Genomic DNA, 22,367 nt, shown 5'->3' on the forward strand with positions numbered 1-22,367 from the left:
GCTTTTGATCTGCTTTTGATCTTGATCTTAGGCGCCCCGTTAACCACGATGGCCGAACGCAGGCTTGAATCCGTGGGTAACCCGGCAGGACGCCGGGTTAGCCGCGATGGGCCAAGGATGGCCCATGGCGGCGGCCCACGGATTCAAGCCGGAGTGAGGGCATGCCGAGCCTAGGCGAGGCACCGAGTGGTGGGGCAAAGACCTTTTGCTTACTTTTGGGTCTTTCCAAAAGTGAGCCGCTGTAAGAGCGGAACCCTAAGCAGCCGTTACCGCAGCAACGGATATGTACTCATATCCACCTAAAAACCCCGTCAAAAGCTTAGCCCAACACAAAAAGTTGCGTAGATACCCATGCTGCGATGAGGCCCGCCCAGGCAATAAAGATCAAACAGCCGGAAAGTGAATCTTGAACGCCGCGCCACCCAGTGGCGAATCCCCAAGGGTCAGCCGCGCGCTGTAGCTTTCGATGATGTCCTTGACCACCGCCAAACCAATGCCCTGCCCCGGGTGCTGACGGTCAAGCCGTTCGCCCCTTTGCAGAATCCGTGCACGCTGATCGGGCGGCACGCCAGGGCCATCATCCTCAATGCACAGCTCAGTGCCTTCGAGGTTTTCCGTCAGGCTGATGTGCACTTCGCTCAGGCACAGGCGGTAAGCGTTTTCCAGCAGGTTGCCGAGCATCTCGAGCAAGGCGCCCTTCTCGATCGGCAAATCACACTCTGGCGGCAAATCGAAGGTCACCGTCACGCGCTTGTCGCGGTAGACCTTGTCCAACGTGTCGCACAGGCTTTGCAGCACCGGCTCCAGGCGCACCTGGTGGCGCACCAAGCCACTTTTGCGCAGGCTGGCACGCTGCAATTGATAGCCGATCTGCTGGCTCATGCGCTCGATCTGCGATTGCAACACCCAGGCCTGGCCGCGCTCTTCGGGGCGCTGGGCCATGTCTTCGCTCACGCCCTGCAACACCGCCAGCGGGGTTTTCAGGCTGTGGGCCAAGTCGTCGAGGGAGTCGCGGTAGCGCGCCCGCTGCTCACGCTCGCTGTGCAGCAAACGGTTCAGAGAACCGGTGAGGCGCAGCAGTTCGCGCGGGTGCTCTTCGGTCAGGCTTTCGCGGGTGCCGCCTTCAATCTGGTCAAGTTCCTGGCTCAGGCGCCGCAGGGCCTGCAGGCCCCAGGTCAGGCCCAGCCACAGCAGCGTCAGCAACACCAGCAAGGCGGCGCCGAAACCCAGGTAGAGGTTTTCTTGCAGGCCTTCAAGGGTCAGCTGGTATTCGCGTACCGGTTGCAGGGCGACGATACTGAACGCCGCGCTCTTGCCGCCCAGCAGCCTGACCTCGACGTCATACACGAAAAACTCCTGGCCATTGGCCTCGCGGATCCGCGCAAACTCATTCCCGCGCCCGTCATAGCGCGGCTTGTAGTTGATGTTTTCTTCCTGGGTCGCCCGCGAACGCCAGACCAGATGGCCTTCACGGTCGTAGATATAGCCGAGCAGGCGACTGTCGGTGAGGTTGAAGCGTTCATCCGGCAACTGCGCCGGCATCAGCAGGCGGTTGTTGTCGACCCGCGCGGCGGAAATCAGCGTGGTAACGTCCGAGGCCAGGCGCTGCTCGATGGAATCCTGCAGCGCCAGGCTGAACGCACCTTGCATCGCGGGCAATAAGCCCAGCATAAACAGCACGGCCAGGGTGGTGGCCGCCAGCATCAAGCGCACACGTAACGAGCGTATCAACGGCAGCGCTCATTAAACAGGTAACCCAGGCCGCGCACGGTGTCGATCGGCTTGAACCCGGCCGGGCCTTCCAGCTTGCGGCGCAGGCGCCCGACCAGCACTTCGATCACATTCGGATCACGCTCGTCGTCATCGGGGTAGAGCTGTTCCATCAAACGGTCCTTGGCGACAACTTGCTGATGGTGACGCATCAGGTATTCGAGAATCCGATACTCATAGGCGGTCAGCGCCAAAGGCTGCTCATCCAGGGACGCCTGCTTACGATTGAGGTCCAGCAGCAAGGGCCCGGCGACGATGGTCGACTGGGTGAACCCGCTGGAGCGGCGCAGCAAAGCGTTCATGCGCGCTTCCAGCTCTTCGAACTGGAACGGCTTGACCACGTAGTCATCGGCGCCGGCCGCCAAGCCTTCGACCTTGTCCTGCCAGTTGCCGCGCGCGGTGAGGATCAGGATCGGAAAGGTCTTGGCCTGGCTGCGCAGTTGGCGGATCAGGTCCAGGCCGCCCATGCCGGGCAGGCCCAGGTCGATGATGGCCAAGTCATGGTTGAACTGCCCGGTCTGGTACAGGGCTTCCTCGGCATTGGCCACGGCCTCGACCACGTGCCCGCTGTCGGTCAGGCGGGTGAACAGGTGATGACGCAACAGCGCCTCATCTTCCACGACCAGCAATTTCATAAGGCTCTCCAAGGCAATTCAACTGTCCGACAGGGGGATATCATAGCGGCCCTGCAAGTCTTGCGGGCGCAGTTTAATGCCATTGTATTGGCTCGTCAGGTGTTCGTAGCCGGTGCGGTAGCCTGGCTGCGGACTGGTCAGCCCCAGGGACTGGCCCCACGGTGCGGCCTGGCTGCCCGCGTCTTCGAAGCTGACACGCTGGATCAGGTTGCTGGACTTCTTGGTTTTCTCGCCACCAAAGCCTGCAAAAGCGCTGTCCGAAGCCTGGACCCCGGCAGTGGCACTGAGCATGGTTAACGCCAACATCAGCTGTTTGATCGCAGTCATGGTGCTTACCTCTACGCGTTTTGGCTGTTGAAGCCAGACTACGCAAGCGCCCCTGAACTCCCCCTGAACAGGCTCTGAACCTGGCCTGAACCGTTACGGGCTATCCACTGGCGCGCCAACTGACGCAAAATACCGCGCATGACGCCCCTACCTGCTTGCTGCACCCCACTCGATGCCCATTGGCCGCTGCCCGTCCCGTTACCGGGCACGGTGTTTCTGAGCACCCGATTCGATCCAGCTTTATTAGAGGCCGGTGATTTCCAGCGCTGCGCGGTGCCGCCGCCGGCCAGCATCCAGCGTTCGGTGGCCAAGCGCCAGGCCGAGTTCCTCGCTGGCCGCCTGTGCGCCCGTGCGGCATTGCAACAACTCGACCACTTGGACTGCGTGCCGGCCATCGGCGAAGACCGTGCGCCGGTATGGCCTGGGCACATCAGCGGCTCCATCACCCATAGCACCGGGCATGCGGCGGCGATTGTCGGGCACAAGACGCAATGGCGTGGGCTGGGAATAGACTTGGAGAATGTGCTGACACTGGAACGGGCGGAACGCCTGGCCGGGGAAATTCTTACGGCTGAGGAAATGCAGCGCATGGCAAGCGTGCCGCGCGAGCAGCTCGCCTTGTTGGTGACGCTGACGTTTTCGGTCAAGGAAAGCCTGTTCAAGGCGCTCTACCCGATTGTGCAGAAGCGTTTTTACTTTGAGCATGCCGAGGTGTTGGAGTGGTCGGTGGCTGGGCATGTGCGGTTGCGGTTGCTGACCGACCTGTCGGCGCAGTGGTGCCATGGCACCGAATTAGAGGGGCAGTTTGTGGTGGATGGGGAGCAGTTGTTGAGCCTGGTGGCTATCGGCGCCTGATTTACCGCCATCGCGGGCAAGCCCGGCTGCCGCATTTGATTGGGTTCACACTTTCAAACTGTGGGAGCTGGCTTGCCTGCGATAGCGGTGTCAGGGTTTCTCCTGATCCCTGGGCCAACTCAGGCTAAAGCACGCCCCACCCAGGTTGTTGCTCTTGCTGATCAACGCCCGCCCGCCGTGCCAATAGATAATCCGCCGCACAATCGACAAGCCCAGGCCATGCCCGCCCGAGGCGCGGGTGCGGCTGTCGTCCAGGCGCAGGAACGGCGTGAAGATCCGCTCCCAGGCGCTTTCCGGCACGCCGGGGCCGTCGTCTTCCACGTCGATGCGGCAACGCACCTGGCCCACCTGATAACTGATCAACACGTGGCCCTGAGCATGGCGCATCGCATTGCTCACCAGGTTTTGCAGGGCGCGATGCAGGTAGCGCGGCTCGGCGTCGACCCAGGCGTCATCCCAATGCGCGGAAGACAAACAAACGCCGCGAGTCACCGTGACCTGCGGGCGCAGTGGTGACAATTCGCCGATCACCTGATCGAGCAGCGCGTTGAGGTCGACCCGTTGGAAACTCAGCTCCGGCGCGCCTTGCTCCAGGCGTGCGTAAGTAAGCATTTCGTCAACCAGGCCATCCAGGTCTTGAATGTCGCTGTCCATGCCGTCCATGTATTTGCGCCGCGCCTCGGGGGTGGCGGCGTCGCCGATCATCTCCAGGCCAAAGCGCAGGCGCGCCACTGGGGTGCGCAGTTCGTGGGACACCGCGCGCACCAGTTCACGCTGGATCGCCAGCAATTGCTGCAGGTGCTCGGCCATGCCATTAAAAGCAGCGGCCAGGCGCCCCACCGAGTCGGCGCCGCGCGCCGGTACGCGCACCTCCAGGTTGCCTTTGGCAATGCGCGTAGCCGCCGCTTCCAGGCCCTTGAGGCGCCGCTCGAGCTGGCGCACCAATAAATACACGATCAAGCCGATCAGGGTCAGGCTGATCAAGGCAATCAGGATCAACCACTGCGGCGGGTAAGGGTTCATTTGGTAAAGCGGGCCGATTTCCAGCACCCACGGCGTGCCGACCATGCCGGCAAACACGCGGATCGAATCGCCGCCCTTGCCCAAGGCCATCACCGTGTCGCCTTCCGCAACCCGGCGGCGCTGGTCATCGTCCATGTCGGCCTGATCCAGGGTGATCAGGTGCATGTCAAAACCAAAGCCCTTGGCCTGCTTAATGTCGGCCAGCGTTTGCGGCTGCTCGGCGACCGGGAAGCGCACCAGTTCGTCAGCCAGCAGGTAAATCGTCGCGCGGGCCAGCTGTTCGCTGATCTGCTGCACTTCGCCCGTGAGTACCAACTGCTCCGGTTCGCTGACCAGGCGCAACACGCGCGCCGCATGCGGCCCGGTCTGCTCCACCAGCACCTGGCCGCGTTGCAGGCGGTTGCGTTGGCTCAGGTCCAACTTGGCATCAGCCAGTGTGCGCAACTCCAGCGGGATACCCAGTAAGCGCTCCCACACTGCCAGCGCGCGCTGGCGTTCGATGGGGCTCATGGGTTGCAGGTTGTCGCCCATCAGCGCAAAGGTGCCGTGGGCCAAGCGCTCACGGTACTGGCCACTGCGCACCTCATTGAGCAGGTGCAAGGCCAGCACGCCGAGCAGCGCGACCAGGATCAGCGCCGCGCACATGCCGCCGTAGATGCGCAGGAAGATCGAGTTCACAGCGGCATGTCGGCAGCGGCTTCGGGGACGAACAAGTAGCCTTTGCTGCGAATGGTCTTGATCAGGCGCGGGTGGATCGGGTCGTCGCCAATTTTTGGGCGAATGCGTGAGATGCGCACATCAATGGAGCGGTCCTGGCCGTCGTAGCCGATGCCACGCAGCGCAATGAAGATTTCCTCGCGGGACAGGATGCGCCCGGCGTTCGCCACCAGCAGCCACAACAGGTCGAACTCGGCACTGGTCAGCTCGATGCCACCCTCGTGCAGCCAGGCTTCGCGCAGGGCGTTGTCCACCACCAGCGGGCCGAATTGCAGGCGGCGCTGGTTTTCCACGGCGACGGGCAACGCCGGCTCGCTGCGCCGCAGCAGGGCCTGGATACGCGCCAGCAACAAGCGCGGGCGCACGGGTTTGCACACGTAGTCGTCGGCGCCCATGTCCAGGCCCAGCACCTGGTCCATGTCGTCGGTGCGCGCGGTCAGCATCAGGATCACGCCGTCATAGCGTTCGCGTACTGAGCGGCAAATGCTCAGGCCGTCTTCGCCGGGCAGCATCAGGTCGAGGATCACCAGATCAGGCTGCTCCGCAATGATGCGCGCCGCCGCCAGGGCGCCGTCGCCCTCCACCGACACCCGCAGGCCGTTGCTCTCCAGATAATCACGGGTCAACTCGGCCAATCGCTCGTCGTCCTCGACAATCAATATTTGCCAGGCTTCTTGCTCCACGGGTGATCCTCATTGTTATAAAGGGATTGGTTGGCCAACTCGCTCACCCGCCGCACCTTATTTGTAATGTTTTGAGGGCATAACAACGCCTGTCAGTAGTCCGATTGTAGCCATGGGCCAACCCTCCAGCACAAGCCGGGAAATCCATTCGGTGATCAGGTTTTTTTGTGGTAGGGTTCGCGCCCTCAAAATTCCAATCGACTGTTTTTACCTTGGAATATTCGGTGACAAACGGCGCAATCCAGCAGTACTGCGGCCTACACGGGCGTTCCACGTTTCATACACATTTTACCCACAGCGTTATCCACAGGTAGTGCGTTGCTAAGCCCCTGAAAACGCATTATCTTGTAGCTCGGCGCTAAAAAAACCCTACATGTAGGGTTTTAAGCGAAAAACCAAACACAGATCAGACAAGAAACTCAAGTGCTTTCTTGCTCCCGTTTGGTTGAACCAAAACATTTTTTCAAAGCCCAAACCGCGCACGCGGATGGCAGCCGTTTTCCAGCCTCAACGGCAGAAAGCGGTACGGGTGTTGCAGTGTTCGAAGCGAGCAACTGTCACCCACCAGGAATACGGCGAAGGGTGCTTCAAGGCCCGAACCGAAGACTTCGGCATGGAAGCGGCGCGATGAGCTCCCTTCCTCCTGTCCCGAAGTTGTTATGCCAGGCCCAGGCCTGCTGTAAGTGCTTCAGGACGGAACGGTGGGCACCGTGATGGTGCCCAAATAAATATAGAATGTGGAGACAACCCCCCATGCAAACCGACACAACTCGCGAGAACCCGCAAGGCTCCGTGCCGCAGGCCGCTGATTCGAACCTGGATCTGTCCGCCACCGCACCGGGCCAACTGCGCGTGATCAAGCGTAACGGCACTGTCGTTCCTTACACCGATGACAAAATCACCGTCGCCATCACCAAAGCGTTTCTTGCAGTTGAAGGCGGCACCGCTGCTGCCTCGTCGCGCATCCACGACACCGTTGCCCGCCTGACTGAACAAGTCAGCGCAACCTTCAAGCGTCGCATGCCATCGGGCGGCACCATCCACATCGAAGAAATCCAGGACCAGGTTGAACTGGCCCTGATGCGTGCCGGCGAGCAGAAAGTAGCCCGCGACTACGTGATCTACCGTGACGCCCGTTCCAAAGAACGCGCCGTGCGCTCCCCGGCCGAAAAAGCTGCCGTACAAGCTCACCCGTCGATCCGCATCACCCTGGCTGACGGTACATTTGCACCGCTGGACCTGGGCCGCCTGAACACCATCATCACCGAGGCCTGCGAAGGCCTGGAAGAAGTTGACGGTGACCTGATTCAGCGCGAAACCCTGAAGAACCTGTACGACGGCGTGGCCCTGACCGACGTCAACACCGCCCTGGTGATGACCGCCCGTACCCTGGTTGAACGTGAGCCGAACTACTCGTTCGTGACCGCGCGCCTGCTGATGGACACCCTGCGTGCCGAAGGCCTGGGCTTCCTGGGCGTGGCCGACAGCGCCACTCACCACGAAATGGCCGACCTGTACGCCAAGGCCCTGCCTGCCTACATCGCCAAGGGTATCGAATTCGAATTGCTGAACCCGATCCTGGCCACTTTCGACCTGGAAAAACTCGGTAAAGCGATCAACCACGAGCGCGACCAGCAGTTCACCTACCTGGGCCTGCAAACCCTGTACGACCGTTACTTCATCCACAAGGACGGTATCCGCTTCGAACTGCCGCAAGTGTTCTTCATGCGTGTGGCCATGGGCCTGGCGATCGAAGAGAAGAACAAAGAAGACCGCGCCATCGAGTTCTACAACCTGTTGTCGTCCTTCGACTACATGTCGTCGACCCCGACCCTGTTCAACGCCGGCACCCTGCGTCCACAGCTGTCGAGCTGCTACCTGACCACCGTGCCGGATGACCTGTCGGGCATCTACCACGCGATCCACGACAACGCCATGTTGTCCAAATTCGCCGGCGGCCTGGGTAACGACTGGACCCCGGTGCGTGCACTGGGTTCGTACATCAAGGGCACCAACGGCAAGTCCCAGGGCGTTGTACCGTTCCTGAAAGTCGTCAACGACACCGCCGTTGCGGTTAACCAGGGTGGCAAGCGTAAAGGCGCTGTGTGTGCCTACCTGGAAACCTGGCACATGGACATTGAAGAGTTCATCGAGCTGCGCAAGAACACCGGTGATGATCGTCGTCGTACCCACGACATGAACACCGCCAACTGGATCCCTGACCTGTTCATGAAGCGCGTCTTCGATGACGGCCCGTGGACCCTGTTCTCGCCATCCGAAGTGCCAGACCTGCACGACCTGACCGGCAAGGCCTTCGAAGAGCGTTACGAGTACTACGAAGCGCTGTCCCAGTACCCGGGCAAGATCAAGCTGTTCAAGACCATCCAGGCCAAAGACCTGTGGCGCAAAATGCTGTCCATGCTGTTCGAAACCGGCCACCCATGGTTGACCTTCAAAGACCCGTGCAACCTGCGTAGCCCGCAGCAGCACGTCGGCGTGGTCCACAGCTCGAACCTGTGCACCGAGATCACCTTGAACACCAACAAGGACGAGATCGCCGTTTGCAACCTGGGCTCGATCAACCTGCCGAACCACATCGTCAACGGCAAGTTGGACACCGTGAAGCTTGCACGCACCGTGAACACCGCCGTTCGCATGCTCGATAACGTTATCGACATCAACTACTACTCGGTACCACAGGCGCAGAACTCCAACTTCAAGCACCGTCCGGTTGGCTTGGGCATCATGGGCTTCCAGGACGCTTTGTACCTGCAGCACATTCCTTACGGTTCGGATGCTGCGGTCGAGTTCGCCGACAAGTCCATGGAAGCGGTCAGCTACTACGCGATCCAGGCTTCCTGCGACCTGGCCGACGAGCGCGGTGCCTACGAGACGTTCCAGGGTTCACTGTGGTCCAAAGGCATCCTGCCGCTGGATTCGCAACAGATCCTGATCGAGCAACGTGGCCAGAAGTACATCGACGTTGACCTGAACGAATCCCTGGACTGGGCGCCGGTACGTGCCCGTGTGCAGAAAGGCATTCGTAACTCCAACATCATGGCCATCGCACCGACCGCGACCATCGCCAACATTACCGGCGTATCGCAGTCGATCGAACCGACCTACCAGAACCTGTATGTGAAATCGAACCTGTCGGGCGAATTCACCGTGATCAACCCGTACCTGGTTCGCGACCTGAAAGCCCGCGGCCTGTGGGACTCGGTCATGATCAACGACCTGAAGTACTACGACGGTTCGGTGCAACAGATCGAGCGCATCCCGCAAGAACTCAAAGAGCTCTACGCAACTGCCTTCGAAGTGGACACCAAGTGGATCGTTGACGCCGCCAGCCGTCGTCAGAAGTGGATCGACCAGGCTCAGTCGCTGAACCTGTACATCGCCGGCGCTTCGGGCAAGAAGCTCGACGTGACCTACCGCATGGCGTGGTACCGTGGCCTGAAAACCACTTACTACCTCCGTGCCCTGGCCGCGACCAGCACCGAGAAGTCGACCATCAACACCGGTAAGCTGAACGCAGTGTCCAGCGGCAACCACGGTGATGATTCGGTACTCGCAGCGCCAGCCGGCCCGGCACCTGTGCCAAAGGCCTGCGCGATTGATGAGCCGGATTGCGAAGCTTGCCAATAAGCTGAGCCAATCCAGGGCTTGAACGCCCTGGATTGAAAAAGCCCGATAGACCCTGATTGCATGGGGTTTATCGGGCTTTTTCGTTTCTCGCCCCTAGAGGAACGCGTACGCAATACCCTGCTTCGGCGCGCCACCTCGTCTTCCCCACAACTCCACTCGCCCATCGATGACCGCCATCGAGTGGCGATCATAGGCCACGACACCGAGCTTACCGCTCGCCAGCTCACTGCTCGAAGACTGCCGGTAAAGCCCTTTCAACCCCAGGCGATCCAACGCTTCGTGGGGCATTTCGCCGTTATTCAGGCTTTGCATCGCATGGGCAAAGCTCTTTTTCGATTCATTCGGGTTGTCGTCCAGGCCATTGCCTTCCATCTGCGCGCGCTTGGCACTCGCCGCAAACATGAAGTTGGCATCAGTCAACATCTGCGGATTATCGCCCTTGAACTGCGCATACCTGGCCGCTTGCTTCAATTCGTCCTTGGATAAATTGAGTTCGAAGCCGTCACGCATTTTCACCTGATAACCATTGGCCGTCTCTTTCACCTCCTTGAAAACGTCAGTGGGCTTCTGACCAAACTTCATCATTGCGCCCTTTATCGCTGAAACGGTGACGCAGTTACCGTCCGGCCCCTGGCTGAACCCACTCCAGATATTGTCTGGTTTTTTCCCTGGATTACTTTGATCAGGCTTGTAGTTGAAGTGCTTGGAGCCTTCGGTAACCGGCAGGTTACTCATGGGCTGGCTGGGACCAAAATTGTTTGGACTGGCCCTGCCACCGCCGCCGCCTCCGCCACCTCCGCCAGGCGATGGCGCGGGGGAAGGCGGTGATGGTGTTGGAGATGCATCATCCATTTCTGGAAACCACAACTTCATCAGGCGGCGCATATACTCCAACCAAGAAACGTCAGCCTTTTCCATCAGCTCTTTCATGATCTCTTTGAATTTTTCGTCACCCAGCTCTTCGCGCTTATCATTCAACTTGTTGCGAAGGTCTTGAGCCGTCTGGCTCTTGGATGTTTTTTCGGCATCCATCAATTCACTGAGCAGTTGCCTGACCGACTCCGTTTTGGCAGCCTTGTCATCGTTGGCCCCATACGCCGGACTTTGCCGCCCATACGTGCCGCCATAGACAGTCGCGTCGAAACCACGCGCTCCACGCGCGCTTCCCTCCCACAGTGCATAGCCCGCCATTTACTTACCCCTATAGTCGCTGGACGACGTTCGTCCGTTGGCTCATACGTGGCGAAATTGGCGTTACGCGTTCCCGCATCGGGGCAAGATGAAACAAGCAGTAAATGACTAAGTAGCGCACACAAAAAAGGCCCCTCGATCGAGGGGCCTTTTTTGTGTGCGCTGGTACTTGAGCGACGATATCAGGTCATCTGAATGATGGTCTGCATGATGGTGCTCTGGGTGGAGATGGTCTTGGCGTTCGCCTGGTAGTTGCTCTGGGCCTTGATCAGGTCCACCAGCTCGCTGGTCAGGTTGACGTTGGAGTTCTCCAGGGAGTTGGCCACGATCGAACCCAGGGTACCGGATTGCGGGGAATCGTAACCCGGCTGGCCCGACGCGAAAGTCTCTCTCCAGGTAGTGCCGCCGGCTGGCTGCAAGCCCTGCTCGTTGTTAAAGCTGGCCAGGGAGATCTGGCCGATAGCCTTGCTCTGCTGGTTACTGAAGGTGGCGAACAGCACACCGCTGCCATCGATCTTCAGGCCGGTGATCTGGCCGGTGGCGTAGCCATCGGTAACCGGTGGGTTACGGTAGCTGGCCGAGTTGTACTGGGTGACGGTGCCCATGTTAATGGCGATGCCGTCTTTGTTCGCCGTCGCATCGTTAGCCTTCCATACGCCATCGGTCACCGTGCCAGGTACCCAATCCTTGATGGTCAAGGTGTTACCGGCAACCCCCCCGGTCACGATGCTCTTGAGATTACCGGCACCATCGAAGCTCAAGGTCGACGGCACAGGCGCCGTCACGCCAGCACCAGTACCGGTAGGGGCCGAACCATCAGGATTGCGGCCATCGATCAAGGTGTAGGCCTGCCACTGGTTGGCATCGGTTTTCACCAGGTACTGCACCATCGGGTGTGCGTTGCCCTGGGAATCGTACAATGTGGTGCTGTATTGCGTGGTGAAGGTCTCGGACTTGGTTGGATCAAACGGGTTCTTGGTCTGATCGATCACCGGCGACGAGGAGTTCAGGTTACTGCTGGAGTCCACCTTGGTGGAGGCCTTCGGTGGCAGGTTCGACAGGTTCAGTTGCAGGTCGACCAGGCCGCCCTTAGTGATCTTGCCATTCTCATCCGCGGCATAACCCTGCAGACGCGAGGTGCCGGTGTTGTTGGTGATATAGCCGTCTTTGTCAGCACGGAAAGCACCACTGCGGGTGTATTCCAGCGAACCGTCGCTGCCCTTCTGTACGAAGAAGCCGCCACCCTGGATCGCCATGTCCAGAATACCGCCACTGCCGTTAACGTCGCCCTGGGTGAACTGCTGAGACACCGCCGCCAGGTTCACACCATTGCCGATGCTGTTCTGGCCGGTGCCCAGCTTGGAGGCCGCGTAGATATCCGCGAATTCCGCACGGGACGACTTGAAGCCAGTGGTCGCAACGTTGGCGATGTTGTTGCCGGTCACGTCCAGTTGTTTGTTGGCCGCATAGAGGCCGCTAAGGCCGATATTAAAAGACATGTTTCTCTCCCTCTGCCGTATTTAGCCGGCTCTATGTACCGATAGTCTGAATTTGCGACAGCTTGACGCTGCCCATGCCGCCAGCAAGGTTGAGCAGCATTTCGCCGCCGGTCTTGCTCAAAGTCACGCTGGTTACCGTGGCTGGCAGCGAAGTAGCGAGGGCAACCGAGTCGCCCTTGTCGCTCTTGGTGGTGGCATTGAAGGTGTAAGTGCCAGCAGGCGCGACCTCACCTTTGTCGTTCTTGCCATCCCAGATAAAGCTGGCATCGCCGGCACTCTGCGCACCCATGTCGAGGGTGCGTACCACGTTGCCGTCCTTGTCGGTGATCTTCACGGAGACGTTGCCCGTCGCCGCCGTCACCGCCACTGAGCCGGTCATGCTCTTGCTGGTATCAACCATGGCCTTGTCGGTCTGGGTGATGATCGAGCGCCCTACCAGCGACGACGCTTGCAGCGCTTGCGACGAACTGAAGTTGCTGGAGATCGCATTCACCGAGTCGTTCAGGGTGTTGATGCCTTCCAGGCTGCTGAACTGTGCCAGTTGCGCCACGAACGCACCGTTGTCCTGAGGCGACAGCGGGTTCTGGTTTTTGAGCTGGGTCACCAGCAGTTGCAGGAATGCGTCCTTGCCGAGCGACTGGTTACCCGTCGCGGCCTTGGAAGCAGCACCGACACCGCTGTTGTCCGTCGCAGTCTTGACCTTGGCGTTAAAAAGGTTCTGGACTGCCGTGTTGTTAGTGGTATCAACGATGGCCATTATTTGGCGCCCCTTATCACTGACCCAGGGTCAGGACCTTCTGCATCATGGTTTTGGCGGTGTTCATCATTTCCGCGTTGGTCTGGAACGAGCGGCTGGCGGAAATCATGTCGGCCATTTCCTCGACCACGTTGACGTTGGGGTAGTAGACATAACCCTTTTCGTTCGCGGCGGGATGGTTAGGCTCATAACGGGCTTCCAGGTTGCTCTGGTCTTCGACCACACCAAGCACCTGCACGCCTTGGCCCGCCGCATCCTGGTTCTGGAACAGTGAATCGCTACCGCCGCTCTGGCCACCCTGGAACATGGTGGCAAACACCGGGTGACGGGCGCGGTAGGTCTGGTCAATGCTCGAAGACACGGTCTCGGCGTTGGCGATGTTACTGGCGACGGTGTTCAGGCGCGTGGTCTGCGCGCTCATGCCACTGCCGGCAATATTGAAAACACTGGCTAAAGACATGGCTTACTCTCCACGCAGGGCTGACATCAGCCCTTTGAATTTACTGTTGAGCAGGGTGAAGCTGGCCTGGAAGTTCACCGAGTTCTCGGCGTAGGCCGATTGCTCCAGCTGGGCGTCGACGGTGTTCTGGTCGATCGATGGCTGCATCGGCGTGCGATACAGCAGCGACTCGTCGCCACTGCTCAGGCCTTGCGCTTCGATATGACGGCTATTGGTCATATTCAAGGCGAAGGTGCCGTTCTTGTTCTTGTCCTGCTGTGCGGCGAGCACGGCGGAGAAGTCCAAGTCCCGAGCTTTGTAGTTCGGGGTATCGGCGTTGGCAATGTTGTTGGCCAGGACTTCAGCACGCTGGGCGCGGAAGCCCAGGGCTTGTTCGTGGATACCGAGCGCTTTATCGAAGCTGATGCTCATGGCGGAAACCTTTAGGCTGACCTGCTTTTCGTATCTGGGTTATAGCAAGGCGCATGCCAATTCCCTTAAGGCCCGTAATTCAAGGGGTTGCGGGATGTTTGCCAGCGGCAATGCCAGAAAAGCGGCAACGGTCTTCCGCGTGGCGCCAGTAAAGCGGCAATGGCGGTTGCCGCTTTACTGGCGGCGGCAACGGTGAGAGGCGAACGTCGAGGTTGTTGAGTGACCACTTGTCTGCACTGTCATTTCTGACAGTTGCGCTGTACGTCGCCTCGAATGCCTTATTAGCAGACGTCCCACCGTGCCTGGCAGAGGTTAAAAATGTTGAACATTCCGCCTCCAAAATTTAACGAACAAGATTCAGTGGTCCCCATCCCGAATCTGAACACCCTGCTTATTCTCGGCGACAGCGCCAAGTTGACGCTCGATTTCCCCGTCCAAGCCGGCGACATGATCTATCTGACATTGAGCAGCAGCGTCCTCGGCGGCGAGTACAACCAAAGCTTTGCAGTTGCCCAAAACGCCCCCCGGCGCGAGATTCTGATACCTAAAACCTTTGTTGAAGCCAGCACGGGCACGGTTGTAAGTTTGCTGCTGCAGATAAGACGCGGACAGCTAATTACCCCCGCGCCGACCGCCAGAGTGCGTATCAACTCACTCCCCATCATCGTGCCAACTCCAACCACAATATGGGATTTCAGCAATGGCACTTTCCAGGGCTGGGTACCCCAGGGGCCTTACGCCGGCGGGTTGCTGCACGTTCTCAATTCAAGCGTGGTCGTTGACGTGCCCAACAGCCAGGCAACCCGTTCCCATATCATTACCCGTCCCGTGCAGGTGACTGCAGGGCGCACGTATGATTTCAGCTTTGATGTGATTGGAGGCGGCCCAACCTCCGATGGTTCGAGCCTATATATGACGATGAACGGTCTGCGGATAAGCACCGTCAATGTCCAGAACATTACCCAAGCCTCGCCGCAAACCGGGCGAGCAACCTTCACCGCCTCCGCCTCCGACACAGCCGGGCGGCTAGGTATTTTCAATGAGGCGGTTCCCAGCGGTGTTCATCGTCTTTCCCTGGGAAATATCCGAATGACGCTCAGGCCCTGAGTGACGACGACCAGGTGTCGTCAACACTTTGAGCGCATAAAAAACGGGAGGCCTTTGCGGGCCTCCCGTTTTTTATGCTCCAGCGCCGATCACTTGGCTTGGTAAATGATACCGGGACTGCACTGCACCATTTGGTAATGATCCGGCAGACCATTCAGTGCTTCGGATGCACCGAGGAACAGGTAACCACCGCGCTTGAGCGTACCGTGGATACGCAACAGGATGTCTTTCTTCACTTCAGCCGAGAAGTAAATCAGTACGTTGCGGCAAAACACCATGTCGAACTTGCCCAGACTGGCATAGCTATCGAGCAGGTTGAACGAGCGAAACTCCACTCGGCTCTTGATCGGCGCCTTGACCGCCCAACGCCCGGCCCCTTTCGGGTCGAAGAAACGTTGCAGGCGTTCCGGTGACAAACCACGGCCCAGGGCCAGGCTGTCGTACTCGCCGGTCTTGCAGTTGGTGAGCATGGAGCCTGACAAGTCAGTGGCGACAATTTGCGCCCCAGCCTTCAGTTGGCCCATGTTGGTGCGCTCGAACTCGTCGATGGACATCGAGATCGAGTACGGTTCCTGCCCTGAGGAACAGGCGGCCGACCAAATGCGCAGGCGCTGGCCCGGGCTGGCCTTGATGGCTTCCGGCAGCACTTTGTTCTTGAGCACTTCGAAGGGGTAGGTGTCGCGAAACCACAGGGTTTCGTTGGTGGTCATGGCATCCACCACCATTTCCTTTAGCCCGCTGCGCGGCTGGCCCTGGATGCGCTGCACCAACTCACCCAGGGACTTGATGCCCTGCTGCTCCATCAGTTTGTTGAGACGACTGGATACCAGGTACTGCTTGTTTTCACCAAGCAATATGCCACAGGCTTTTTCCAGGAAGACCCGGAACTGTTCGAAATCCAAATTACCCGTAGACACTGATACCGCCTCTAAAATCGTAAGACCGCCAGGGAAAAAGCCCCTTAGCCATGATCTGCTGCCTTGATCCGGTCGACTACCCGGGATGCCAGGTCATCAGGGCGGAATTTGGCCAGAAAGTCATCAGCACCGACCTTCTTGACCATCGCCTGATTGAATACACCCGACAACGAAGTATGCAGGATGATATGCAACTTTTGCATGCGTGGATCGTTGCGAATCTCGGCCGTGAGCGTGTAGCCATCCATTTCCGGCATCTCGATGTCGGAGATCATCATCAAGAATTCTTCTTCCGGCTTCTTGCCTTCATCCACCAGCTTACGCAGGTAATCCAAGGCCTGGCGACCATCGTTGAGGGCCACCACTTCCACACCCACGGTTTGCAGGCAACGGCTCACCTGCTTGCGCGCGACCGAGGAGTCGTCCACGGTCAGCACGCGCAACGAGATCGCCTTGTGCGCCGTCTCAGCGTCGACGACACCCACCGAAATGGATTCCGAGGTCGGCGCCACTTCGGCGAGGATTTTCTCCACGTCGATGATTTCGACCAACTGGTTATCGACCCGCGTCACCGCCGTGAGGTAGTGATCGCGGCCGGTGCCCTTGGGCGGCGGATGGATCTCCTCCCAGTTCATGTTGACGATGCGTTCCACCGAGCGCACCAGGAAACCCTGGGTCTTGGTGTTGTATTCGGTAATGATCACGAACGGGCTCTGGCGGTCCTGCAAACCTGCAGAACCGGTGGCCAAGGCCAGATCAAGAATGGGGATGGTCGCACCACGGATGTTGGCCACGCCACATACCACCGGACTGGACTTGGGCATGATCGTCAGTTTGGGGCACTGCAGCACCTCCCGCACTTTAAACACATTAATGCCATACAGCTGCTTGCCATCGAGGCGGAACAGCAACAACTCCAGGCGATTCTGCCCTACCAGCTGTGTGCGCTGGTTTACTGAATCCATTACTCCTGCCATGCCCAGACTCCTACGCTAAAACCTAGAGGTACGAAGCGTACCCAACACAAAACGGCACGAGCTTTGCTATTTATTGATTTATGAACTTTAAAACGACAGTTTCCCGACGCCTGCCACGGTACCGCAGATTGCTCTGCGTCACGATGGCGTTGCTCGCCTTGAGCTCGGGCACGGCGGCCCGTGCAGATAATGTCACCTTGCCTGATCTCCTTATCGGCGTCACTCAAGGCTTTCTTGAGTTCACTGTAGAAGATTATTTGGCGACCACTCAGACGCCTGGCCGTTATGAAATCCAGGTCAGCCAATTGGACCCGCGCCTACGCATGCCAATGTGCGACAAGGAATTGACAGCCACCCTGGAAAGCCCCGCCCAGCCCATCGGCCGCGTGACGGTAAAAGTGCGTTGCGACGGCGCTTCGCCCTGGACCGTATTCGTACCGGCCCAGGTCAAGCTGTTCCGCGATGTAGTGGTCGTCACACGCCCGCTCAAACGCACCGGTATCATCGGTTTTGAAGACGTTGCGCTGCGCGAACGGGACATAAGCCTGATCAGCCAGGGCTACCTCACCTCTGTGGACCAAGCCGTCGGGCAAAAACTTACCCGACCAATGGTCACCGACCAGGTGATAACGCTCGTCCACCTGGAACAGGCTGAAGTGATTCGCAAGGGTGACCAAGTGGTGATTTCGGCCAGCAGTGGCGGGCTGATGGTAAAGATGCCAGGCGAAGCGCTGTCCAACGGAGGGATGAGCGAACAGATACGAGTCAAGAACCTCAACTCCAATCGCGTGATCAAGGCTCAAGTTACCGCGCCGGGCCAAGTCGAGGTAGCTTTATAGATCACTGGTATCAAGCGTCAGGTTTTCCTACACTGTGCGTTGGATGTCGACCTGTACAGGTTTATTGTCATTCGAGCCTAAAGTTTGTTCGGGTATGGCCGAAAACATGGCAAGCGTCCAAATACCCAGAGGTTTTTTTATCATGGTCATCGATTTCAGTCGTTTGAATAACACCCCGGCATTGCCCGGCAATACGCGCACCAGCGGTGCCAAGGACAGCGTAGAAGCCAAGGCCCAGCCAGCGCCCGCCGCCAAGACCGAACAGGCCAGCGCCAGCCAAAGCGGGGAATCGGTACACCTGAGCAATGAGGCTCAACAGTTGCAGAAGGTCACTGACTCGCTGCGCGACCAACCGGTTGTCAATAAAGCCCGCGTGGCCGAGTTGAAACAGGCAATCGCCGATGGCAGCTATAAAGTCGACAGCAACCGTGTAGCCAGCAAGCTGCTTAACTTCGAAGCCGAGCGCTAGGCAAAGGCCTGCGCAGGGCTTTTGGACGCTTAAAACCCAAGGCCAGCCATGCACCACGACGAACATTTGCTTGAACTGATCATTGATGATCTGGCGCCGACGCAACATTTGCTCGAGCTGCTGAAAGAAGAATCCCTGGCACTCTATGGCCGGGACATGCGCTTGCTGGAAGAAATTCTGGCGCGCAAGCAGTCGCTGATTGTGCTGCTGGAGCAGCATGGCAAAAAGCGCAGCGAGATTCTCATCAGCCTCGGCCTACCGGCTGATCACGACGGCCTCGCACAACTGGCTAGCCACTCCTCAGTCGGCGATCAGTTGCTGGCGCAGAGCACCGCACTCAACCAATTGCTCACCGAGTGTCAGGACGCCAACCTGCTCAACGGTCAGTCGATCCAGCTGCAGCAAGCCACGACCGCCAACCAGTTGCGCATACTTCACGGCGGAGAGCCTCCGGCCCTTTACAACGCCCAAGGCTCAACCTCGCGCCTGGTCAAGCCAAGCACCCGCAGCCAGGCCTGACACTGGTTTACAGCGCGCCCTATCCAAGGCGCGCTACATGCTGGCAAAATGCCGGTTCTTGCGTGTAGTCGTATTTTGTCTGGAGATGGAAGAACCGTGTTCAACGCCCTTAATGCGGAAGATGCCCCGCAGCCACCCAAGGTGCTCACCACGCCTCTGGAAATCGCCAGCACGTTGCGCATGCTGCAAGAAAGCCATGATCCGCTGATCATCACTTTCCACGAACGCAGCCAGCGCTTCCAAAGCTACTTGGTGGACGTTGACCGGGACAGCAAGACGCTGGCCCTGGACGAAATGATCCCCCGCGACGGTGAACGCTATCTTGAGAATGGCGAACCGTTCCGCATCGAAGGCTTTCATGACGGCGTACGCGTCGCCTGGGAAAGCAATGGCACGCTGACGATCAGCGAAAAAGACGGCCATCGCATCTACACCGGCAGCATGCCCGACGAAGTGGTCTACCATCAGCGTCGCAATGCTTTTCGCGCCGCCTTGAAGCTGGCGCAATTGGTCAACATCGAGCTGGGTGGCGAGAAACTCAAGGCGCCGATCAGCGGCAAGTTGCTGGATATCTCCGCCACCGGCTGCAAATTGCGCTTTGAGGGCGATATTTCCGAGCGCCTGCAACTGGGCCAGGTCTACGATCGCTTTATCGCCGCCCTGCCCTTCGGCAGCATGACCACCTCCGTCGAGCTGCGCTACTTGCACCTCGAAGACAAGATCAACACCACATTCGCCGGTGTGCGCTTCCACAACATGAGCGGCCTGGTGCAACGGCAGGTGGAGCGGTTTGTGTACCAGTTGCAGCGTGAAGCGCGGCGCTTTGACAAAGACGACGACCTTTAAGCCTTAAAGGTCGCGGCAAAAAAAACGGGCAGATCCTGATGGGATCTGCCCGTTTTTGCTTTCAGGGGCGTGCCCTGCTCAAGTCATGAGGATGCTCGTCCGGTCCCAGAGGCTCCGGCGGACCTTCAAAAGCCGGCTCATCCGCCGGTTGTTGCGGATCAGCTTCAGGCTCTGGGTCCGGGACAACGGTCTGCATTTGCTCCTGTACCACGGCTTCGTCTACTCGCGGGTCCAGGCACGCCACCAGCGGCGAGCTGGACATGCTGTCGGGCATCGCCACGTGGTGCAGCGGCGCATCGTCCACCTGATGCAGGTTGGTCACCGCCTTCGGCCGGATACGCCACACCAGGATCAACGCACACAGGCTGAAAAACGCATACAGCATGTGGCTGCCGAATAGCTTCATGACCACACCAGCCAACAGCGGCCCAATACTTGCGCCGATGCCGTAGGTCACCAGCAACATGGCGGTCAGCGAGACCCGACGATCGCCTTCAACATGGTCATTGGAAAACGCCACCGCCAGCGGATACAGGCAGAACTGCACCAGGGAACACAGGAACCCGGCCACAAACAGCACTTCCAAAGGCACTTTGGTCAACACCGCCAACGGCAATGCAGCCACCGCCAGGCACAAGGCAAAGCAACGAATCAGCAAGGCTCGATCATAGCGGTCCGATAACCAACCCAACGGCCACTGCACCAACAGCCCAGCAAAAATGCAGCTACCCATAAACAGACCGACTTGCTCGGTGGTCAGGCCTTGCTGCGAGGCATAGAGCGGCGCCAAACCGTAGAACGAACCGACGATCAACCCTGCGCCCAACACCGTGCTCAGTGACTGCGGCACACGTTTGATAAAGAAGCGCGGCTCCATCGGCGCAGGATGCAGGGGCGCCGGGTGAATCCGCCGGGTCATGGCTACCGGCACCAGGCACAGCGCAAAACACAGGGCGACCAGCATCAGCAACTCGAGACCGAGCTCGGGGTGCATCACTAGGATCAACTGGCCCAGTACCAGGCCGAGATAGGACGCGATCATATAGCCACTGAACACCACGCCACGCTGCTTGGCGTCCGCCTGCTCATTGAGCCAGCTTTCGATGACCATGTACTGGCACATCATCCCCAGGCCCACGATCATCCGCAGCACGATCCAGGCCGGCAGCCAGTTGATCAGGCCATGGCCCAACACCGCCGCACCGACAATCCCGGCACAGGTGGCATACGCGCGAATATGCCCGACCCGGGCGATCAGGCGGTGCCCGATCTTGCCGCCCAGCACCAGGCCAAAGTAGTTGGCCGCCATCAGCGCACCCACCCACAGGCTGTCGACATGGTCGGCAGCGAGGCGCAGGGCCAGGTAAGTACTGAGCAGGCCGGAGCCGATCAGCATCATCAAGGAGGCGAAATAAAGGGCTCGAAAAGATTTCCAGATTTGGCGCATCGGCGTTCCGAGCGGCTCCTTGCAGTGGGTGACAGGGCTACCGGCATGATAGTCCGGGGTTGCCGGGTCCGGACAGGCGATAAATCGGTATCCGGGGAATATTTTGCTTAATAGCTCAGACGTTGCCTGGCCGCGTGCAAGGTACAAAGATGGCGATAAATACATCGCGCACCTGCTGTGAACACCGATCGCCGGCAAGGTTCGACCGGTGTTTGACGAGCACCCACAAAAAAGCCCCGCCAGAGCAATCTGTACGGGGCTTTTCAGCGTTGAATCTGGTGTCCCAGGGCCGGTTCGAACGGCCAACCTTCCCCTTAGGAGGGGGATGCTCTATCCAATTGAGCTACTGGGACAAATGACAGCCATCGGGCAAGAAGCGCAGCGACGGACGGCGTGCATGTTAACGGCCGAGGTCGGTTTTGTCATGTCGTCCGTTGGCTTTTTGAGTGTAGGCCGATCCTTGTCGTGGGGATTACAGTTTCGCCGAGTAAACCCGGGCACTTGGCGCTATCGTGCAAATTGCACTCCTGCAAAATAGCCGCATTGCAAATTGCAACGTAGCATGACTAAAAATAACACCTAACTTATTGTTTTTATTGATATAAAAGATTGGCACGGGACCTGCAGTACTTATCCTACAAAACCATTCGGCCCAGCCACTGCGGAGAACAAGAACATGAACAGCGCCCTACTGTTAAGCCTCAACGCTGTGGCCCTGGCTGCACTGGTCATGTTCCATTTTCAAGCAACCCAAGATGACGTCGCGCAAATCAGCCAGCCGGTGCCTCACCACCTGCAACAGCGTCCGCAATTGGCGGTGATGAACCCCACTGTGCAGTCGCCAATTCGTGTGGCCCAAGACACTCAGGCAGCCCCCGTCTCTGAACACTGGGTTTTCTGAGGAAACCTTTATGACGAAACCCGCCTGGTTATTCCTGTGCCTGACCCTGGCAGCCGGCCTATTTGGCCTGAGCACACCCTCTCAAGACGGCCAAACAACAGCCCTCATAGCCGCCGGCGTCTTCGCTGGTTTGCTGGTTCTGACGCTGATCGTTGGGCGCCGTATCAAGTTCGATCCTGTGCTGCGCTAAGAACCTCCTCGCGTCACCCCTTCCTACCTTATGTCGCAACGCCCTAGCAAATCGGCAAATTGCCACTAGTCTTAAATGCGAGGGCAAAAGGCCATATTGCTATAGGATGTGCGGCCTCAAACCCTGTCGTGGCCTGGACTTACGAGAAGTTCCGTCGCGGAATCACTCGTTGAAAAGTT

General features: G+C 58.8%; 22 protein-coding genes and 1 tRNA gene. 9 read left to right on the forward strand and 14 right to left on the reverse strand.

Annotated elements, in window-relative coordinates; all coding sequences use genetic code 11:
• Positions 1-384 precede the first annotated feature (384 nt).
• Genes K0P33_RS24725 through K0P33_RS24735 form a run of 3 tightly spaced genes read right to left on the reverse strand, consistent with a single transcriptional unit; the run spans position 385 to position 2,732 of the window.
• Positions 385-1,731 carry an ATP-binding protein gene (locus K0P33_RS24725; protein WP_094950529.1) on the reverse strand — a complete coding sequence of 449 codons (1,347 nt, stop codon included), beginning with the start codon at positions 1,729-1,731 and terminating at the stop codon, positions 385-387.
• The gene (locus K0P33_RS24730) at positions 1,728-2,405 is read right to left on the reverse strand and encodes a response regulator (protein WP_017138377.1); all 678 of its coding nucleotides are present in this window, start codon (positions 2,403-2,405) and stop codon (positions 1,728-1,730) included. Before K0P33_RS24730 ends, K0P33_RS24725 begins: the two co-directional genes overlap by 4 nt.
• An 18-nt stretch (positions 2,406-2,423) precedes the next feature.
• Positions 2,424-2,732, reverse strand: coding sequence for a hypothetical protein (locus K0P33_RS24735; RefSeq protein WP_094950528.1), 309 nt, complete (start codon positions 2,730-2,732; stop codon positions 2,424-2,426).
• A gap of 138 nt (positions 2,733-2,870) precedes the next feature.
• Between K0P33_RS24735 and K0P33_RS24740 the strand changes: the two genes are divergently transcribed.
• Positions 2,871-3,587, forward strand: a complete 717-nt coding sequence (locus tag K0P33_RS24740; RefSeq protein ID WP_094950527.1) for a 4'-phosphopantetheinyl transferase superfamily protein — start codon at positions 2,871-2,873, stop codon at positions 3,585-3,587.
• A 90-nt stretch (positions 3,588-3,677) separates the two neighbouring features.
• On the opposite strand, the gene K0P33_RS24745 is transcribed toward K0P33_RS24740, so the two are convergent.
• Together K0P33_RS24745 and K0P33_RS24750 are read right to left on the reverse strand one after the other, a co-directional pair.
• On the reverse strand, positions 3,678-5,288 hold the full coding sequence (locus K0P33_RS24745) for an ATP-binding protein (RefSeq protein WP_242152091.1): 1,611 nt from the start codon (positions 5,286-5,288) through the stop codon (positions 3,678-3,680).
• Entirely contained in the window at positions 5,285-6,010 is a 726-nt protein-coding gene (locus K0P33_RS24750; protein WP_094950525.1) for a response regulator, read from the reverse strand. The genes K0P33_RS24745 and K0P33_RS24750 overlap by 4 nt, the downstream gene beginning before the upstream one ends.
• A gap of 753 nt (positions 6,011-6,763) precedes the next feature.
• Between K0P33_RS24750 and K0P33_RS24755 the strand changes: the two genes are divergently transcribed.
• A complete protein-coding gene (locus tag K0P33_RS24755) occupies positions 6,764-9,658 on the forward strand; it encodes a ribonucleoside-diphosphate reductase subunit alpha (protein ID WP_242152094.1) in 2,895 nt (964 codons plus the stop codon).
• A gap of 93 nt (positions 9,659-9,751) precedes the next feature.
• On the opposite strand, the gene K0P33_RS24760 is transcribed toward K0P33_RS24755, so the two are convergent.
• The 5 genes from K0P33_RS24760 to flgB form a co-directional block, all read right to left on the reverse strand.
• Positions 9,752-10,690, reverse strand: coding sequence for a hypothetical protein (locus K0P33_RS24760; RefSeq protein WP_242156113.1), 939 nt, complete (start codon positions 10,688-10,690; stop codon positions 9,752-9,754).
• A gap of 341 nt (positions 10,691-11,031) precedes the next feature.
• Complete coding sequence (flgE, locus tag K0P33_RS24765; protein WP_094950522.1) at positions 11,032-12,348, reverse strand: flagellar hook protein FlgE; 1,317 nt, start codon at positions 12,346-12,348, stop codon at positions 11,032-11,034.
• 31 nt (positions 12,349-12,379) lie between these two features.
• A complete protein-coding gene (gene flgD / locus K0P33_RS24770; protein ID WP_094950521.1) occupies positions 12,380-13,105 on the reverse strand; it encodes a flagellar hook assembly protein FlgD in 726 nt (241 codons plus the stop codon).
• Positions 13,106-13,121: 16 nt separating this feature from the next.
• Entirely contained in the window at positions 13,122-13,565 is a 444-nt protein-coding gene (flgC, locus tag K0P33_RS24775) for a flagellar basal body rod protein FlgC (protein WP_016973698.1), read from the reverse strand.
• Positions 13,566-13,568: 3 nt separating this feature from the next.
• The gene (flgB, locus tag K0P33_RS24780; protein ID WP_016973699.1) at positions 13,569-13,976 is read right to left on the reverse strand and encodes a flagellar basal body rod protein FlgB; all 408 of its coding nucleotides are present in this window, start codon (positions 13,974-13,976) and stop codon (positions 13,569-13,571) included.
• 318 nt (positions 13,977-14,294) lie between these two features.
• Here flgB and K0P33_RS24785 point away from each other — a divergent pair, with 318 nt between their 5' ends.
• Positions 14,295-15,083, forward strand: coding sequence for a hypothetical protein (locus K0P33_RS24785; protein ID WP_094950520.1), 789 nt, complete (start codon positions 14,295-14,297; stop codon positions 15,081-15,083).
• Positions 15,084-15,172: 89 nt separating this feature from the next.
• Here K0P33_RS24785 and cheR read toward each other — a convergent pair whose 3' ends face one another.
• Together cheR and K0P33_RS24795 are read right to left on the reverse strand one after the other, a co-directional pair.
• Positions 15,173-16,000 (reverse strand): protein-glutamate O-methyltransferase CheR, encoded by an 828-nt coding sequence (gene cheR, locus K0P33_RS24790; RefSeq protein WP_094950519.1) that lies wholly within the window; start codon positions 15,998-16,000, stop codon positions 15,173-15,175.
• A gap of 44 nt (positions 16,001-16,044) precedes the next feature.
• Positions 16,045-16,977 (reverse strand): chemotaxis protein CheV, encoded by a 933-nt coding sequence (locus K0P33_RS24795; protein WP_094950518.1) that lies wholly within the window; start codon positions 16,975-16,977, stop codon positions 16,045-16,047.
• Between the two features lie 80 nt (positions 16,978-17,057).
• On the opposite strand from K0P33_RS24795, the gene flgA reads away from it, so the two are divergent.
• The 4 genes from flgA to K0P33_RS24815 all read left to right on the forward strand — a co-directional run bounded on the left by flgA (position 17,058) and on the right by K0P33_RS24815 (position 19,650).
• Positions 17,058-17,816, forward strand: coding sequence for a flagellar basal body P-ring formation chaperone FlgA (gene flgA, locus K0P33_RS24800; protein WP_094950517.1), 759 nt, complete (start codon positions 17,058-17,060; stop codon positions 17,814-17,816).
• Between the two features lie 142 nt (positions 17,817-17,958).
• On the forward strand, positions 17,959-18,285 hold the full coding sequence (gene flgM / locus K0P33_RS24805; protein ID WP_094950516.1) for a flagellar biosynthesis anti-sigma factor FlgM: 327 nt from the start codon (positions 17,959-17,961) through the stop codon (positions 18,283-18,285).
• A gap of 48 nt (positions 18,286-18,333) precedes the next feature.
• Positions 18,334-18,804: a flagellar protein FlgN gene (locus tag K0P33_RS24810; protein WP_094950515.1), complete on the forward strand. Its 471-nt coding sequence runs from the start codon at positions 18,334-18,336 to the stop codon at positions 18,802-18,804.
• Between the two features lie 96 nt (positions 18,805-18,900).
• Positions 18,901-19,650: a flagellar brake protein gene (locus K0P33_RS24815; protein ID WP_094950514.1), complete on the forward strand. Its 750-nt coding sequence runs from the start codon at positions 18,901-18,903 to the stop codon at positions 19,648-19,650.
• A gap of 61 nt (positions 19,651-19,711) precedes the next feature.
• On the opposite strand, the gene K0P33_RS24820 is transcribed toward K0P33_RS24815, so the two are convergent.
• Both K0P33_RS24820 and K0P33_RS24825 read right to left on the reverse strand, forming a co-directional pair.
• Entirely contained in the window at positions 19,712-21,097 is a 1,386-nt protein-coding gene (locus tag K0P33_RS24820) for an MFS transporter (RefSeq protein ID WP_094950513.1), read from the reverse strand.
• Between the two features lie 276 nt (positions 21,098-21,373).
• Positions 21,374-21,450 (reverse strand) — tRNA-Arg (locus K0P33_RS24825).
• A gap of 323 nt (positions 21,451-21,773) precedes the next feature.
• On the opposite strand from K0P33_RS24825, the gene K0P33_RS24830 reads away from it, so the two are divergent.
• Together K0P33_RS24830 and K0P33_RS24835 are read left to right on the forward strand one after the other, a co-directional pair.
• Positions 21,774-21,998 (forward strand): hypothetical protein, encoded by a 225-nt coding sequence (locus K0P33_RS24830; RefSeq protein WP_094950505.1) that lies wholly within the window; start codon positions 21,774-21,776, stop codon positions 21,996-21,998.
• A 10-nt stretch (positions 21,999-22,008) separates the two neighbouring features.
• Complete coding sequence (locus K0P33_RS24835) at positions 22,009-22,188, forward strand: PA3371 family protein (protein WP_094950504.1); 180 nt, start codon at positions 22,009-22,011, stop codon at positions 22,186-22,188.
• Positions 22,189-22,367 lie beyond the last annotated feature (179 nt).

It is taken from the genome of Pseudomonas sp. ArH3a (genome assembly GCF_022648765.1).
In the GTDB taxonomy this organism is placed as follows: Bacteria; Pseudomonadota; Gammaproteobacteria; order Pseudomonadales; family Pseudomonadaceae; genus Aquipseudomonas.

Coding starts and splice junctions, on each gene's coding strand:
- K0P33_RS24795 (WP_094950518.1), bottom strand. CDS start 16,977: ATGGCAGGAGTAATGGATTCAGTAAACCAGCGCACACAGCTGGTAGGG.
- K0P33_RS24785 (WP_094950520.1), top strand. CDS start 14,295: ATGTTGAACATTCCGCCTCCAAAATTTAACGAACAAGATTCAGTGGTC.
- flgC (WP_016973698.1), bottom strand. CDS start 13,565: ATGTCTTTAGCCAGTGTTTTCAATATTGCCGGCAGTGGCATGAGCGCG.
- K0P33_RS24735 (WP_094950528.1), bottom strand. CDS start 2,732: ATGACTGCGATCAAACAGCTGATGTTGGCGTTAACCATGCTCAGTGCC.
- flgA (WP_094950517.1), top strand. CDS start 17,058: ATGAACTTTAAAACGACAGTTTCCCGACGCCTGCCACGGTACCGCAGA.
- K0P33_RS24755 (WP_242152094.1), top strand. CDS start 6,764: ATGCAAACCGACACAACTCGCGAGAACCCGCAAGGCTCCGTGCCGCAG.
- flgE (WP_094950522.1), bottom strand. CDS start 12,348: ATGTCTTTTAATATCGGCCTTAGCGGCCTCTATGCGGCCAACAAACAA.
- K0P33_RS24820 (WP_094950513.1), bottom strand. CDS start 21,097: ATGCGCCAAATCTGGAAATCTTTTCGAGCCCTTTATTTCGCCTCCTTG.
- flgM (WP_094950516.1), top strand. CDS start 17,959: ATGGTCATCGATTTCAGTCGTTTGAATAACACCCCGGCATTGCCCGGC.
- flgB (WP_016973699.1), bottom strand. CDS start 13,976: ATGAGCATCAGCTTCGATAAAGCGCTCGGTATCCACGAACAAGCCCTG.
- flgD (WP_094950521.1), bottom strand. CDS start 13,105: ATGGCCATCGTTGATACCACTAACAACACGGCAGTCCAGAACCTTTTT.
- K0P33_RS24835 (WP_094950504.1), top strand. CDS start 22,009: ATGACGAAACCCGCCTGGTTATTCCTGTGCCTGACCCTGGCAGCCGGC.
- K0P33_RS24810 (WP_094950515.1), top strand. CDS start 18,334: ATGCACCACGACGAACATTTGCTTGAACTGATCATTGATGATCTGGCG.
- K0P33_RS24730 (WP_017138377.1), bottom strand. CDS start 2,405: ATGAAATTGCTGGTCGTGGAAGATGAGGCGCTGTTGCGTCATCACCTG.
- K0P33_RS24830 (WP_094950505.1), top strand. CDS start 21,774: ATGAACAGCGCCCTACTGTTAAGCCTCAACGCTGTGGCCCTGGCTGCA.
- K0P33_RS24760 (WP_242156113.1), bottom strand. CDS start 10,690: ATGGATGCCGAAAAAACATCCAAGAGCCAGACGGCTCAAGACCTTCGC.
- K0P33_RS24740 (WP_094950527.1), top strand. CDS start 2,871: ATGACGCCCCTACCTGCTTGCTGCACCCCACTCGATGCCCATTGGCCG.